The sequence below is a fragment of the Sporosarcina luteola genome (assembly GCF_023715535.1).
In the GTDB taxonomy this organism is placed as follows: Bacteria; Bacillota; Bacilli; order Bacillales_A; family Planococcaceae; genus Sporosarcina; species Sporosarcina luteola_B.
Genome location: NZ_JAMBOI010000016.1, coordinates 1 through 15,801, shown reverse-complemented (window position 1 = coordinate 15,801; position 15,801 = coordinate 1). Strand labels below are relative to the sequence as shown.

At 43.6% G+C, this 15,801-nt stretch carries 16 protein-coding genes; 8 read left to right on the top strand and 8 right to left on the bottom strand.

All coding sequences use genetic code 11. The features are described 5' to 3' along the window. Positions 1-36: 36 nt before the first annotated feature. Positions 37-921, bottom strand: coding sequence for a peptidylprolyl isomerase (locus tag M3191_RS16930; RefSeq protein ID WP_251701538.1), 885 nt, complete (start codon positions 919-921; stop codon positions 37-39). Between the two features lie 140 nt (positions 922-1,061). On the opposite strand from M3191_RS16930, the gene M3191_RS16925 reads away from it, so the two are divergent. After that, on the top strand, positions 1,062-1,154 hold the full coding sequence (locus M3191_RS16925; protein ID WP_153010094.1) for a YjcZ family sporulation protein: 93 nt from the start codon (positions 1,062-1,064) through the stop codon (positions 1,152-1,154). A 46-nt stretch (positions 1,155-1,200) separates the two neighbouring features. Here M3191_RS16925 and M3191_RS16920 read toward each other — a convergent pair whose 3' ends face one another. From M3191_RS16920 to M3191_RS16910, 3 genes are all read right to left on the bottom strand, one after another. Further along, positions 1,201-1,386 carry a hypothetical protein gene (locus M3191_RS16920; protein WP_060210602.1) on the bottom strand — a complete coding sequence of 62 codons (186 nt, stop codon included), beginning with the start codon at positions 1,384-1,386 and terminating at the stop codon, positions 1,201-1,203. 59 nt (positions 1,387-1,445) lie between these two features. Then, positions 1,446-2,045 (bottom strand): HTH-type transcriptional regulator Hpr, encoded by a 600-nt coding sequence (locus tag M3191_RS16915; RefSeq protein WP_251701537.1) that lies wholly within the window; start codon positions 2,043-2,045, stop codon positions 1,446-1,448. 395 nt (positions 2,046-2,440) lie between these two features. Further along, positions 2,441-3,001: a hypothetical protein gene (locus tag M3191_RS16910; protein ID WP_251701536.1), complete on the bottom strand. Its 561-nt coding sequence runs from the start codon at positions 2,999-3,001 to the stop codon at positions 2,441-2,443. A gap of 213 nt (positions 3,002-3,214) precedes the next feature. Between M3191_RS16910 and M3191_RS16905 the strand changes: the two genes are divergently transcribed. Then, complete coding sequence (locus tag M3191_RS16905) at positions 3,215-3,883, top strand: YybH family protein (RefSeq protein ID WP_251701535.1); 669 nt, start codon at positions 3,215-3,217, stop codon at positions 3,881-3,883. A gap of 87 nt (positions 3,884-3,970) precedes the next feature. On the opposite strand, the gene M3191_RS16900 is transcribed toward M3191_RS16905, so the two are convergent. The 3 genes from M3191_RS16900 to M3191_RS16890 form a co-directional block, all read right to left on the bottom strand. Then, positions 3,971-4,333 (bottom strand): YtxH domain-containing protein, encoded by a 363-nt coding sequence (locus M3191_RS16900; RefSeq protein WP_251701534.1) that lies wholly within the window; start codon positions 4,331-4,333, stop codon positions 3,971-3,973. A gap of 114 nt (positions 4,334-4,447) precedes the next feature. Next, the gene (locus M3191_RS16895) at positions 4,448-4,972 is read right to left on the bottom strand and encodes a tryptophan transporter (protein ID WP_251701533.1); all 525 of its coding nucleotides are present in this window, start codon (positions 4,970-4,972) and stop codon (positions 4,448-4,450) included. A gap of 113 nt (positions 4,973-5,085) precedes the next feature. Next, a complete protein-coding gene (locus M3191_RS16890; RefSeq protein WP_251701532.1) occupies positions 5,086-5,511 on the bottom strand; it encodes an HIT family protein in 426 nt (141 codons plus the stop codon). A gap of 152 nt (positions 5,512-5,663) precedes the next feature. Here M3191_RS16890 and M3191_RS16885 point away from each other — a divergent pair, with 152 nt between their 5' ends. The 6 genes from M3191_RS16885 to M3191_RS16860 all read left to right on the top strand — a co-directional run bounded on the left by M3191_RS16885 (position 5,664) and on the right by M3191_RS16860 (position 14,355). Next, positions 5,664-6,413 (top strand): ABC transporter ATP-binding protein, encoded by a 750-nt coding sequence (locus tag M3191_RS16885; RefSeq protein ID WP_251701531.1) that lies wholly within the window; start codon positions 5,664-5,666, stop codon positions 6,411-6,413. Next, a complete protein-coding gene (locus tag M3191_RS16880; protein ID WP_251701530.1) occupies positions 6,397-7,608 on the top strand; it encodes an ABC transporter permease in 1,212 nt (403 codons plus the stop codon). The genes M3191_RS16885 and M3191_RS16880 overlap by 17 nt, the downstream gene beginning before the upstream one ends. A gap of 101 nt (positions 7,609-7,709) precedes the next feature. Further along, on the top strand, positions 7,710-7,943 hold the full coding sequence (locus tag M3191_RS16875) for an IDEAL domain-containing protein (protein WP_251696942.1): 234 nt from the start codon (positions 7,710-7,712) through the stop codon (positions 7,941-7,943). A gap of 274 nt (positions 7,944-8,217) precedes the next feature. Further along, a complete protein-coding gene (gene uvrB, locus M3191_RS16870) occupies positions 8,218-10,200 on the top strand; it encodes an excinuclease ABC subunit UvrB (RefSeq protein WP_251701529.1) in 1,983 nt (660 codons plus the stop codon). Between the two features lie 7 nt (positions 10,201-10,207). Next, entirely contained in the window at positions 10,208-13,078 is a 2,871-nt protein-coding gene (gene uvrA / locus M3191_RS16865) for an excinuclease ABC subunit UvrA (RefSeq protein ID WP_251701528.1), read from the top strand. Between the two features lie 116 nt (positions 13,079-13,194). Beyond that, a complete protein-coding gene (locus M3191_RS16860) occupies positions 13,195-14,355 on the top strand; it encodes a DUF4097 family beta strand repeat-containing protein (RefSeq protein WP_251701527.1) in 1,161 nt (386 codons plus the stop codon). 182 nt (positions 14,356-14,537) lie between these two features. Here the strand turns inward: M3191_RS16860 and M3191_RS16855 are convergent, their stop codons facing one another. Then, positions 14,538-15,533: a DoxX family membrane protein gene (locus M3191_RS16855; RefSeq protein ID WP_251701526.1), complete on the bottom strand. Its 996-nt coding sequence runs from the start codon at positions 15,531-15,533 to the stop codon at positions 14,538-14,540. Positions 15,534-15,801: the final 268 nt, after the last annotated feature.

Below are 15,801 nucleotides of genomic sequence, written 5' to 3'. Positions count from 1 at the left end.
GATGGATGATCGATTTGCAGACAGCCCTTTACAATCTTATTTCTTTTCTTTATCTTCCTTATCAGCTGTTGCTGGCAAGTAGCTGTCCAAAGCTTTCTTGAACTCATCGACTTTAATATCGACGTCAGCCGCTTTAATCAATTCTTGAAGCTTCTCTTCGAATTGGACACGTTTCAATCCATCTTCGATTTCTGTATTTATTTCTTCTTCTGTCTTTTCAGTTTCAGCTTTACGAGTGTCAAGCAATTCAATGATATGGTAACCGAAGCTTGTCTTTACAGGTTCGCTAATTTCACCTTTTTTAAGGGAATATGCCGCATCTTCAAACTCTTGTACCATTTTGCCCGGGCCGAACCATCCGAGGTCTCCGCCTGTTTGTTCTGCAACAGGTTCAGTGGAATATTCCTTCGCCAAATCAGCGAAATCTCCACCTTCCTTCACTTTCGCCAATACCTCTTTCGCAGTATCTTCGTCTTTAACAACGATATGGCGAGCATGAAGTTCCGTTTTTGCACGTTCCACGCCTTTAGCGACATCTTCTTCGGACACTTTCAATGACTCGATCATTTTCTTCTGGATCATTTGAGATTTTACGTTCTTTTCAAAGAATTTTTCTGAGACGCCTTGTTGTTGGAGATACATCTCGAAATTATCTCCAAGTGCCTCTTTTTGTGATTTAACTTCATCTTTCCATTCCTTGTCCGAAACTTTGTACTCCGTTTCCAACACTTGTTGAAGAAGCAAGTTTTCCATTACTGGTAGGCCAACTGCATCTTTCATTTCCTCATATAGATCTTCTTTTGTAATAGTTCCGACTTTAGTTGTGGCGATGATTTCCTCATCAGCCGCTTTTTGATCACTACATGCAGCCATTGTTAATACTGAGGCCGCCATTGTCATAGCAAGGACTGTCTTTTTCATGGTTTTTTCTCCCCTAACTTTTCTCTACAACAGTTGATACTATACCATAAAAACGATCATAAAACAAAAAGGTTCCTTGCCAAATGCCTAAAACGATGAATCCTTGGAGCATAGGATACAAGGAGAGAGGAGGTGCCCCAATGAGTGGATATGGCCAAGGCTCTTCTGGATTCGCTTTGATTGTTGTGTTGTTCATTTTGTTGATCATCGTCGGAGCTGCGTTCATTTACTAATAGAAAATGCCCAACTCCCTGTTAAAGGGGTTGGGCTTTTCTGCTTTTAAACATTCAATAGCACTTCTAAATAGAACGAAAGAATCAAGATCGTAATTAGGATATTGACAGTGCGATATATTTTTGGTTGCTTTTCTTCTGGGATTTCCCGCGATTGACATAACGCGAAAGTCATCTTGTTGATTTGGAATAAATAAAACAATGAGAACATGACTGTAACGATAAGGATCAAATCAATTCCTCCTCTTTCAACCTTCACTTCATCATAGCAGAATCATGGTGTAAATGACATTATTTTTCATCGGCCGTCTGCAATTCAGCGGTCTCTTGCGATTCTCTTTCAGAATGGTTCAAAGAGGCCAGGTCATCGTCAAAAGAGTGATCGATCCGTTTGAAACCAAGTTCGAATATTTCCATGAAATCTTCCCCGTAAATATTCCGGATGACGGACATGACTTCCAAAAACTCAGGGAACTTCCCGTAGATGCTTTTCATCGGAAGTGAGCCGTCCAGGATTCCATGATCTGAGTCGTAATAGCGTTCATTCATACCATTGAGTAGTTCTTCACCTTCCGCGGTGACAGATACATATGTATTCCGACGATCGTCGTCTTTCTTGAAGAATTGAAGGTATCCCCGCTCTTCAAGCTTTTTTGAAAAGTTGAAAGCTGTAGAAACGTGCATGACGCCGAATTTTGCGACGTCTGAAATTGTGGCGCCTTGAAGGTGGTATGCGATCCATAGAATATGGTGTTCATTAATATTCAAGTCATAAGGTTTTATCCATTGCTGCCAATCCTTTTCTACTGCTTTCCAAAGTGCTTTTGACATCTGGGCAACGCGTTGACTATAAATCATTGCTTCTTTTGGGGAAAAATTTTGCTCAGTCATGAAATACCTCCAACATCAAATAGTTTGTCTTTTTTCATTATAGCAGGAAAATATCAAATTAAAAAGTTGAAATTCCAAAAATACTATATATTCTTAAATGAATTGATGAGACACAATGATGGTAGGTAGGTTTTTCATGTAGTTCTGATAATAAATAAGTATTGAGTACGCGTTGATTTCCGTTTCAGGCGGACGCTTTCCGGGGGCGTCGCTTCAGCCTCCTCACTTCGCTTCGCTTCGTTGCGGGGTCTTCTGCCGACGCTTTTCCCCCAGGAGTCGCCGCCTTCCACTTCAATCAACTAATAGAAGTTTTGCAAATGAATACATGTTTACTTCTTCTGAGCATATCGATACGAAGGACAGTTGTAATAAATCATATTAAATAGAATTTGTAGTTATTTTTCTTCTGTAAAAGAATAATATCTAAATGCCTGAACAGGACTTTTTCGTTTACTGAAAATTTCAGGGTCATGGTAAGGTGGATCTAATTGACTCATATCAAAGGTGTCATCCGTGCATGAAATATATAAATCAAATGCTTCATTGTCTTCTGGATAGAATAATTCACGTTTTTCACCATAAAGTAATGCTTGGTCTATTGCATCTCGTAAGCTTTTCAAAGCTGTCCGATTACCAATAATGAAAGCGTCACTATGCCACATTTGTTGACCATATATTTGTAGCATCCCTGCTTCTTCAGGCAAATCTATAGCATTCTCTATTGCTTCTATCATCTTAGTTGGATTTGTTTCAACGAGAAATACATCTAAATTTGCGTCGTGATAATCATTGGTTCTCAAGTTTTCAATAAACCAGTTTTTTATCTTGCATTCCTCTATTAACAAATAGAGCTCTTCTTGAATGCTACTTGAATAAAGTAATACCTGAATAAATTGATGATCCTTTTTGAAGTGAAAACGTAGGAAATTAGGAGCTAGAGACTGTTCTTCAAGCAAAGTAAAACCTCTTGGATAAATTTTTGACTTTGAAAATGAAGAAAAGCGTTTGGAACTTCGATATATGTGAAATAAGGTAGACAATTTATAACCCTTTCTAAGCGTTTATAAGCTTTCATATTTTAATGTGCTTTATTCAACTTATTTTAATATAGCATCAAATCCTAATCCTTGTTCAACTAAGCGGGGAAGATACCTATAAATAATAGGTAGGTGGGATTTATTGAAGAAAAAAATCTATACAACGATGGTTTTCAAGAACACATACTCAGAAAAATGGCCTACTGGCTTAATAACTCTAGCCGAGTGAACGGGACAATCGAGGTATCTATAGATGTCCAACTTAAGGAGTCATTAGAAGAAGGGAAAAGGTGTTTGAATATAGAATTCATTTATAGTAACATACTTCCATTTTTGAAATTAGTAAAGGGGATGCACGAAATGACCAAGGGTTTTTTGAAAGTTCAAGATGTACTTGAAAATTATAGAACGGCAATTTACGAAAAAGATGTTGAAAAGTTCCTATCCATGTATGCTCCCAATGTGCATATTTATGATTGCTGGGGGAACTGGGAGAGCAAGGGTATTTCTTCATGGAAGGAAAATGTGGTGGACTGGTTTAATGGACTGAGTGAGGATGGTATTTTACTAAACGTTGAGTTTAATGATCTCGTTGTGGAGGAAGATTCAGATCTCGCATTCGTACATTGTGCGGTAACATTTGCTGCTTACCAAGAAGATTCTGGTGAGAAACTTCGACAAATAACAAATCGGTTCACATATGGTTTGAAAAAAGTGAATGGATCATGGGTCATCGCTCATGAACATTCATCACTGCCTATAAGTATAGAAACTGGTAAGGGGATTTTTAACTTGAGGTGAAATAGGAACACTGCTGGAAAGCAACGTTTTAATAAAAAAACGATAGACAAACTCAATAGATATCGAGTTTGTCTATCGTCATGTCTATCATTTCTGTTGTTCTGCGATTGATTGTTCCAGTTCTGCAAGCGATGTCTGAATCGCCGTTAGTTCCTTTTCAAGCTTGAGTCTGTTAGATTCAGTCGAGAGTTGCCATTGTTCGATTGATCCCTTAATACCATTGACTGCATCAGGAACCAACTCTTTCGCTTCCTTCGTCATATGTGTGATAGAGTTTTTCAACTCAGCGATCCTTCCTTTAACGTCACTCAATTTATGCTTCATGTCAGTCGAAGCGCTTCTAACAGACGAGCGGATTTCGCTGCCCGTTTGTGGAGTGGAAAATAATACAGTGACAGCGGCCGTCACCGAACCTGCAAGTAAACCCGCCAAAAACGTAGATGCTTTCATGGAGTGCACTCCTTTCATTTCGAATAGTATTCCTTTTCATAGTTTAATTAAAACATGGTAAACTGTTTCGGGCAAATGAAAAAAGCTTTCCCCCTGAGGGAAAAGCTTTAAGTATCAATTGGATAATGCTGTTTTAAATGAAGTACGCTTCAACAAAGTTGTAATGATCGGGTAGATTATGAAAAATACTATCCCGTTCATAGCGATTGCGGGTAGGACGACTGTTACGAACAATAATCCGAAAGGTACTTTTGCGCCAATGACGAAAATGGCGACGGATAGGAATATTGTTCCGGACAGCAGTGTTCCGCAGCAAGCGATGATTGTTGAAACGATTATATGGTTTGCGGCTTTTCTAAGCAGTACAATGACCGCAAAAACAACAAACGCCGTAATGAACTTATCGATGATGTTCGGTATGAATCCACCTGGAAAACTTGTAAAGATTCCTGAAAGTACTCCGGTCGTCGCTCCTAGCAGAAAGACACTCTTGACGTCCGGGAATAAAAAGATGCCGATAAACATCATCGTCAACATGAAGTCCGGCTTCATGCCTTCACCATAACCCGGAATGACCAAGTACAAAGCTGCACCAACAGAAACCAATAGTGCCATCAACATAAGATTTTTCGTATTCAATTCTCATCTCTCCTCAACTGGACTCTATTTTTTGTTCTCCTGACGTATCCTCGTGATCGTCAGCGAAAACTTATGAAAAGTATACTGGTAATTTCATGGAATTGCAAGTCTTATTATTCGCTGAAACGGCTTCGGATCTGATTCGCGATTTCTTGGATCCGTTCTTGGGGAAATTCCTCCACCTTCGGATTCCAATCTGACTCGAAACCGTCCGTTTGGTCATATCTCGGGATGAAATGCATATGGAAATGGAACACGGCTTGTCCAGCTGGAGCTCCATTGTTTTGAAGCAAGTTCATTCCGGCAGGCTTGAACTCCTCTTTTAATAGGTTCGCGATTTTCGGGGCGACCGAAAACAGTTGCGAAGCTTCTTCTTCCGTCAGATCATAAAGGTTTTCCCGATGGATTTTCGGGATGAGCAATACATGCCCTTTCGTTACAGGCATGACATCCATAATGGCAACGACGTTCTCGTCTTCATAGATTTTCTCGCTGGGGAGGGTGCCTTCTACAATTTTACAAAAGATACATGATGTCATTTGCGGTCATCCTTTCCGATTGTCAGTCTCCGTAAAAGGAGAAGTATTCATTAATGACACAAGTGTAGCATATTTTCATTTAATACGTGAAAGATGGACAAAGCATTCCGGTCTGATGTTTGGTAAAATGGAAACTAGAATGGAGGATGACTATGGCAATTCTAGAAGTAAAAGAAGTGACAGGCGGGTATACACGTAAGCCTGTTCTGCATGAATTATCATTTGAAATCGGCAAGGGCGAGCTCGTCGGCTTAATCGGCTTGAACGGTGCCGGGAAAAGTACAACGATTAAGCATATTATCGGACTTATGAATCCGCATGAAGGCGAAATTGTTGTGAATGGCGTCACCTTTCGCGAAAACCCTGAAGTTTACCGTAAAGCGTTCACATACATTCCGGAAACACCGATCCTATATGAAGAGCTGACGCTGAAGGAACATCTTGAATTGACAGCGATGGCATATGGACTAGATCGTGAATCGTTCGAGGCGCGTACTGAAATACTATTGAAAGAGTTCATGATGGAGAAGCGGCTGAATTGGTTTCCATCTCATTTTTCAAAAGGGATGCGGCAAAAGGTCATGATCTTATGTGCATTTTTAGTGGAGCCTTCGCTGTATATTATCGATGAGCCATTTGTCGGACTCGACCCGATCGGAATCCGTTCATTGCTCGATCAAATATCTGAACGGAAAGCGAATGGCGCTTCCGTATTGATGTCGACACATGTGCTTTCCACTGCTGAAAAGTATTGCGACCGGATTATTCTGCTGCATGAAGGACGGGTAAGGGCACAAGGGACGATGGATGATTTGCGGAAAGCCTTCAACAGGCCAGGTGCCACTTTGGACGAGCTCTATATTTCAATGACCGGGGATCATGATCATGAACAACTTGCGTGAGATTTGGGGCGATCGTTTTATCCGTTATATGAATGAACTGCAAAAGTATATGAGGTTCGTCTTCACCGGCCATTTGGCAATTGTTCTTCTCTTTACGATAGGGGCGGGCGGGTACGCCTACAGCGAGTGGTTGAAGGAAGTGCCATCCGAATTTCCTGCAGCAATCTTAGCTGCAGTCCTCATCGGGGCGGCATTATCCATCGGCTCGCCGATTACGTTGCTGAAGCCTGCAGATATCGTCTTTTTCCTTCCGATGGAAAATAAGCTTGAGGACTATCTGAAACGGTCACTGCGCTATTCACTAGTTTCCCAGCTGCCAGTGCCCTACATTCTATTCATCGTCCTCTTGCCGTTGTTGGCGGCAACAGAAGTCGCAGGGAAACCGCAATTCATTCTGACGGCCATCGTCATTTTCCTTGTGAAATGGCTGTACGTCGAGACGGAATACCATTACCGCCGTGCCAATGAAGGGGTGGGTGTTTGGAAAGATCGCCTTGTCCGGTTTGTGTTGGCGGCGCTTATTCTATATGTGATGCTAGCTGGCAGCCCATATTTCATCCCCCTCGTCGGTGTGCTGATGGCAGTCTATTATTTATTCTGGAAGAAAAGAAGCGTTGCAAACCCGTTTCCTTATGAACATTTCATAACGCTAGAGCAAAATCGCATGATGCGTTTTTACCGTTTCGCAAACTATTTCACGGACGTTCCACATTTGAAAGGATCGGTCAGCCGCCGTGCATGGCTCGGATTCCTTATGCGTCCTGCAAAATTCGGTCAAGATTCGCCTCAACGCTATTTGTTGCGAAGGACTCTTGTGCGCACAGATGATATTTTTTGGCTATGGGTCAGATTGACGGCATTATCGGTAGGAGGCGTCGTTCTCATTCCTTTCCCGATCGTCGTCTATATTTTCATCGGTGCATTGGCATTTGCGTCATCTATCCAATTGGTCCATGCATTACGGGCGGGGGATGACTTCAGGATGGACATGCTCTTCCCTGAAACGGAAAATACGAGGGTGCCTGCCATCCGCAAAACAGTTAGCGGCGTTCAACTGCTGCAGTCGATAGCTGTTCTCGTGGCGGGGCTGATGACATTCGGCGTATCATTGCCGCCAGTCATCATGGCGGTCATTGTCTTCGTCATTTCCGAAGCGACAATCCGGATTTCTAATGAAAAACCGGAAGAAGCATGAATAATTGATGTTAAAAAAATAAAAATAGAATATTCCCAAAAACCTTGCAACTGATGCCCCGTGTTATGTATAATGAAAAAAAGGCATCAGGGGTGAGGGAAATGGAAAACAATTATTCATATGCCGAGTTCTTAAAAGCCGTGGGGAAAAATAGTACTTCGCTTCAAGCAGAAAGATTGTTGAATGATATTTATATGGATCTATTCCTGAATCATATTCATCGGGAGCAAACGAAAAAACGCCTCCTGCGGCTGATTGATCTTGCACTTGATGATAAGGACGAGTACGCCTTCAAAAGTCTGACGGATGAACTGATGAAACTTGAAGAAAATTGATCAACTAAAGCGGGCTGCCTGCTAATCGTCAATCGATTAGCTGTGCAGACCCGCTTTTTAATTTATTCGACTGGCCAGTTCCGGCGGCCAGCTCCTCGAGTCGCTTCGGTCTTGAAGCAAAAGGCAAAAAGCGCCTTTTATTCAAGCCCTCCATCGCTTGTCGGAGCTAAACGGGCCGCCTTCACTTTTATTTTGAACGTATGTTCTCTTATTTCTTTGGTCTTGGACTTGTCTATGGTAAAATGGAGATAATTCATTTGGGGAGGGGCTTGTTATGGTCCAGAAATTCGATTTGCACGCTCCTTACGTTCCGCTAGGCGACCAACCTGCCGCCATTTCACAGCTTGTGGAAGGCATCAAGGAAGGCAAAAAGCACCAGACGCTTTTAGGGGCGACCGGAACAGGGAAGACGTTCACCGTTTCAAACGTTTTAACAGAAGTCAATAAACCGACACTAGTCATTGCACATAATAAAACACTCGCTGGCCAATTGTACAGCGAGTTCAAAGAATTCTTTCCGAATAATGCGGTCGAGTATTTTGTCAGCTTCTATGATTTCTACCAACCGGAAGCATACATGCCGCATACGGACACTTATATAGAGAAGGACGCGACAATCAACGACGAGATTGACAAGCTGCGCCACTCCGCTACGTCTGCCTTGTTCGAAAGGAATGATGTACTGATCGTAGCATCCGTATCTTGCATTTACGGCCTCGGTTCGCCGGAGGAGTACGGGAAGCATGTCGTTTCGCTTAGGTCAGGCATGGAAATCGGTCGGAATGAGCTACTACGACGATTCGTCGATATCCAATATTCAAGAAACGATATTAGTTTCACACGGGGGACATTCCGTGTCAGGGGAGACGTCGTAGAAATATTCCCTGCTTCACAGGACGAACATTGCATCCGCATCGAGTTTTTTGGCGATGAAATTGATCGTATCCGTGAAGTCGATGCTCTTACAGGTGAAATTTTAGGCGAACGTGAACATGTCGCGATCTTCCCTGCATCCCACTTCGTCACGGGCGAAGAGAAAATGGTGAAGGCAATCGCGAATATCGAAACGGAATTGGAAGAGCGCCTCGCCGTGCTGCGCAAGGAAGATAAACTCCTAGAAGCACAGCGGCTCGAGCAGCGTACCCGCTATGATTTGGAAATGATGCGGGAAATGGGCTTCTGCTCAGGGATCGAGAACTATTCAAGGCATTTGACATTACGACCTGCAGGGGCAACCCCCTACACGCTGCTCGACTACTTCCCGGAAGATTTTCTGATGATTATCGATGAAAGCCATGTCACCTTGCCGCAAATCCGCGGCATGTATAACGGAGACCAGGCGCGGAAACAAGTATTGGTCGATCATGGTTTCCGTCTTCCGTCCGCCTTGGACAACAGGCCGCTCATGTTTGACGAATTTGAGGGGTATGTCAACAAAGCCATCTACGTATCTGCAACACCAGGTCCTTACGAACTTGAGCATACACCGGAAATGGTTCAACAGATCATCCGGCCAACCGGTTTGCTTGATCCGATCATTGACGTACGGCCGATCGAAGGGCAGATCGATAATCTGATCGATGAAATTAATGAGCGTACAAAGCGCAACGAAAGGGTATTGATTACTACATTGACGAAAAAGATGTCCGAAGATCTTACCGACTATCTCAAGGATATCGGCATCAAAGTCCAATACTTGCATTCGGAGATCAAAACATTGGAGCGGATTGAAATTATCAGGGAGCTCCGATTGGGCACCTACGACGTTCTCGTAGGGATCAACTTGCTGAGGGAAGGGCTCGACATACCCGAAGTTTCGCTTGTCGCGATTCTTGATGCCGACAAGGAAGGGTTCCTCCGTTCCGAACGCGCCCTCATTCAAACAATCGGCCGGGCTGCTCGTAACTCTGAAGGAAGAGTTATCATGTATGCGGACCGTTACACGGATTCGATGAAAAAAGCGATTGATGAAACCTCGAGACGTAGGGAGATCCAAATTGCGTACAATGAAAAGCATGGAATCACTCCGACGACGATCAAGAAGGAAGTTCGCGCCGTCATCAGGGCGACCCAAGTAGCGGAAGAGGATATCTCCTTCTTGGAAAAAGCGACGAAAGGCAAGAAATTGTCGAGGGACGAAAAAGTGAAATTGCTCGCGACTCTTGAGAAGGAAATGAAAGAGGCGGCTAAAGCGCTTGATTTCGAAAGGGCTGCTGAATTGCGTGATACGATACTAGAATTGAAGGCTGAAGGGTGAAAATGCGATGAAAAACACGGAAATAGTCATTCAAGGTGCAAGGGTGCACAACCTGAAAGATATTGATGTCCGCATCCCGCGTGACAAGCTCGTCGTTATGACCGGCTTGTCCGGCTCGGGGAAATCGTCCCTTGCATTCGATACGATTTATGCTGAAGGGCAAAGACGGTATGTCGAATCGCTCTCTGCTTATGCGAGGCAATTTTTAGGACAGATGGACAAGCCTGACGTAGACGTGATTGAAGGGTTATCGCCCGCAATCTCGATCGATCAGAAGACGACAAGCCGCAATCCGCGTTCCACCGTCGGAACCGTAACTGAAATCTATGATTACTTACGATTGCTATTTGCACGGGTTGGCAAGCCGATCTGTCCGAATCACGGGATTGAAATCTCCTCCCAAACGATCGAGCAGATGGTCGATCGGATCATGCAATTGCCGGAACGTTCAAGGCTTCAAATCCTGGCGCCTGTCATATCCGGCAGGAAAGGGACACATGCGAAGCTGATTGAGGATATCAAGAAACAAGGTTATGTCCGGATTCGCGTCAACGGTGATGTAATCGATCTCGATGATAATATTGAACTGAATAAAAATAAGAAACATACGATTGAAGTCGTTATCGACCGGATTGTGGTGAAAGAGGGGATTGAAGCCCGTCTGAGTGATTCCCTCGAGTCGGCATTACTTTTAGCTGAAGGAAATGTATTGGTTGATGTAATTGATGTCGAAGAATTGCTGTTCAGCGAGCATCATGCATGTCCGATCTGTGGATTTTCCATCGGGGAACTGGAACCGCGTATGTTTTCATTCAACAGTCCATTCGGGGCATGTCCGGATTGTGATGGCCTTGGGACGAAGCTAGAGGTGGATCCCGATCTCGTCATCCCGGATAATTCACTCTCTTTGAATGAAAATACCATTGCGCCATGGATACCAACGAGCTCCCAATACTACCCCGAGCTGTTGAAAACAATCTGCAAGCATTTCAAGATACCGATGGATGTGCCGGTGAAAGATTTGCCGGATGATGATCTGAACATCATCCTCTATGGTTCGAGAGAAGAAAAGATTAAATTCCAATATACGAATGAATTCGGCAATACACGGGTGAATAACATTTATTTTGAAGGCGTTCTTGCAAATGTGGAGAGACGTTTCAAGGAGACATCCTCCGATTATATACGAGAACAAATGGAGAAATACATGGCAAGCCGCGCATGTCCGGCATGTCACGGATACCGATTGAAAGAGGAGACGCTCGCAGTTAAGGTGAACGGGACGCATATCGGGGAAGTTACGTCATTGTCCATTACGGAAGCGGACCGTTTTTTCAACAATCTAGTCCTATCTGAAAAGGATATGCAAATCGCAAGACTCATCTTGCGGGAAATCGCCGAGAGACTAGGATTCCTCATCAATGTCGGCCTGGATTATCTGACGTTGTCAAGAGCGGCGGGCACATTATCAGGCGGAGAGGCGCAGCGTATCCGGCTTGCCACGCAAATCGGATCTCGCTTGACAGGCGTCCTCTATATATTGGACGAGCCTTCGATCGGCCTTCATCAGCGTGACAACGACCGTCTCATCGGCACACTGCAGAGCATGCGGGATATCGGAAATACGCTCATTGTCGTTGAGCATGATGAAGATACGATGATTGCTGCGGATTATTTGATTGACATTGGTCCAGGAGCAGGTGCTGCGGGAGGACAAATCGTTTCTGCCGGTACACCGGAAGAAGTGATGAATGATCCTAAATCATTGACCGGCCAATATTTGAGCGGCAAGAAGTTCATCCCATTGCCGATAGAACGGCGCCAGCCTGATGGCAGGATCGTTTCAATCAAGGATGCGTCAGAGAATAATTTGAAGGATGTTGATGTGGACTTTCCATTAGGACAGTTCATTGCCGTGACAGGCGTTTCAGGCTCCGGGAAAAGTACACTCGTAAATGAAGTGCTATACAAAGTGCTTGCCCAGAAGTTGAACCGCTCCAAGCAGAAGCCTGGGAGATTCACATCCGTAACGGGTCTTGAGGAATTGGAAAAGGTCATTGAGATTGACCAATCCCCAATCGGACGGACTCCAAGATCGAACCCTGCGACCTATACAGGGGTGTTTGATGACGTTCGTGATGTCTTCGCCATGACAAACGAGGCGAAAGTGAGAGGCTACAAAAAAGGGCGATTCAGTTTCAACGTAAAAGGCGGACGCTGCGAAGCTTGCCGCGGTGATGGAATCATCAAGATTGAAATGCATTTCCTTCCTGACGTGTATGTCCCTTGTGAAGTATGCCACGGGAAAAGATATAACCGTGAAACGCTTGAAGTGACGTACAAAGGGAAAAATATTGCGGATGTCCTTTCGATGACTGTCGAAGATGCACTTGTCTTCTTTGAAAACATCCCTAAAATCAGCAGAAAACTGCAAACGATTGTCGATGTTGGCCTTGGGTACGTTCAACTTGGACAACCCGCCACGACATTGTCAGGCGGTGAAGCGCAAAGGGTGAAACTTGCCTCGGAATTGCATAAGCGTTCCAACGGCAAATCGTTTTATATACTAGACGAACCGACAACGGGACTGCATGTCCACGATATTGAAAAACTGCTTCTCGTCTTGCAGCGGCTCGTTGATACCGGAAATACCGTCCTTGTCATCGAACATAATCTCGACGTCATCAAAACCGTCGACCATATTATCGATCTCGGACCTGAAGGCGGCGACAAAGGCGGCCAAATCATTGCAATCGGAACTCCAGAGCAAGTGGCTGAAAATAAAGTCTCCTATACTGGCCACTATTTAAAACCGATTTTGGAACGTGACAGGCAAAGAATGAAAGAGCTGATTGAAACCGCCGCCGGAAAAGAATGAAACCTTCTGATTAATGATTCGTATATATAGTAAGTGTTGAAGAAGTCTCCATCGGTTTGCAATTGGCGGGGACTCTACTGCAAAGGAAATTTCAAGCATACCTAGGAGGCGGAAAGATGCAGAACGAACGCAAACGTATCTTGACAATGTTGGAAAACGGCACAATCTCAATGGACGAAGCCTTGACTCTATTGGAGACGATGGAGAAGAGACAATCCACGACCGATTCATCACAAATGGATGAAACGAAGGTCTATAATGAAGAATTTCAGCAAGAAAGCTCGAAGGATTACTCCGGAAGATCGCAAGACAAGGACCCATCGATGGATGAATTCATTGAAGATATCCGGAAGGATTTTGTGACGGTGGGAGATCGTTTCATGCAGTTCATGCAATCGACAGTTGAAAGAGTGAAAGGATTCGATTTCGACGCTCCGTTTGGTGGAAGCTCTATTTTCCAACACACGATTGTGAAGCAAGCGGACGGTTTGAATGAAATCCTTGTCGATGTGGATCATGGAAGCGTCTCGATCCATGCAACGGACAACTCGGAAATTCGAGCTGAATTCACTGTGAAATCCTTTAACGGCCGATCAGAAGAAGATGCAAAGAAAGAATTTCTTGATAAATTGATTTTCCTGAAAGACGAAGGCAAACTGCGTTATTTAAGTGATTTGAAATTAAGTCAGGTCAATGTCGACCTTTTCATCCCAAAACAGGAGTACCGGAAGTTTTCTGTGCGGCTGCTCAATGGTAACTTCAACATGAAAGACATTTCTGTCGATCGACTCTATACGAAAACGGCGAACGGTAAAGTGGATGTTGAGCGGATCAACTTTAAAGAGGCAGAGTTGGAAGCGGGGAATGGATCAATCCGTTTAAATGATAGTACAGGCGAAACGTTGGAAGCCGAAACGATCAACGGTCGCGTCTACGTAGCCGGAAAATTGAAAGATGTCGAGGCGAAATCGTTGAATGGCCATGTAGTCGTGACTACGACTGATGCCGCAGCACAAAAAATCGATGCCAAAACAGTGAGCGGTTCCGTTGAAATCTACATTCCATCCGACGCTCCTCTTCGTGGTGAAATCTCCACAAATATGGGCCGTTTGGATCTTCAGCTGAATGATGTCAGTAAAACGACTGAGCAAGAACAGTTTCTGCACCGAACAATCATCTTCAACAAGGACGTGGAAGGCGACGCCACACCAATCCATATCCAAGGAGAAGCGAAAACAGGCTCTGTTATCGTTTGCTACAATGTAAAACATGATTAACAAAAGCGTAGGGCGCCTGCATAGCGGCGACAGGCATAAGGCGAAGCTCCGGCGTGGCGCTTTTTGCCACAGAGCAGCTTTGACTTATGACCCCGAGCCTCTGGCGCCCGAAGTCTAGACGTAGACGGCAAAAAAGACTGCCCAGAAAGTCAGTGAAAACTGACTTTCTGTGGCAGTCTTTTTTATGCAAATCGGTAATAGATCAATAAAAATGTACTAAGCACAAATAAAAAGTTCAAGAAAACAAATATCATTTGGTCCATTCTATTCTTATGCATTTTAACGGGAGGGTGATAAAAAGATATCCCTTCGATGATAAAGATTAATAAAACAATATGAATCATTCCATGTCCTACTACTTCGGTATAGCCAAATATGGTCGTTGTCAGGATGAATAAAATTGTTACGACAACAGCCAATAAACGGTTGAGAATACCGACGACTAATAGGTAGCCAACAACGAATTCTATAAAAGCTGAAAGAACAATAAATAGTTCTGGGGGAAAGCCAAATGTAGGAACATCATGCCGTTGAATAATATCGATCGTCATGCCAGGATATACCCATTTTTCCACTGCAACCCAACATAAACTTAAACCTGTACCGAGGTAAAGGAATGGAAACCCCGCCGTCTCCAATTTCGTTCTTCCAACCAATAAAACGCCGATAATAGCTAGGTAAAACCCATAATCCAGCATATGAAACCAACCGGAATAACTCCAAATATAGAGAAATAAACCAAGCATTAGTAGAGATGCAATTTTTGTTGCTACGTGATGCGGAATTAGCAGTAAAACAATAATCGCCCACATAACAGCCGTTTGCCAACTATGGTGGATAGTGAACTCAGGTGCAAACATCGTTCTGTTTACTACTTGCAGGATAAATGCGGCAGCTGTACCGTATTGAAGGATATAACGAGAGTATTTCCGGTATCCATCTAATTTCATATCGATGGTAGCGACACCCGGGATCTTCATCAGCTGTGGTATGAATTGAGACAATAACGCTAAGAAGAGAGCAATTAGTAAGGATAACACGATGAATTCTCTCGAAAGAATTTGCTCAATAGATACCTTTTCTGGCTCAATTTCTGTAAACCATTTTACATGGGCATTTGCAATAATCGGCGAAAAGCAAAATAGCCCTATTAGTAGTATGAAATTGTATTTCTTCAACGTATATCCCTCTCCTTTTGTAACAGAGCATAAAATTTATTATTCCCTAAGAAAACGCCGATTATGCTAACGGTTACTGTAGGTTGCTCGCGCCGAGAGCAAGCCGCTCCGCGCTCAAGAAATCGGATCCGCGCTCAAAAATTGATTGAGTCCATATAATTGTGTAAATAGGAAAAGGCCTTTTCCATCCCCTGTGATAAAATGTTTTCAACCACGATAAACATTTGGAGGAATGGAAAATGGCCCAACTTAATTTTAACCTAGATAT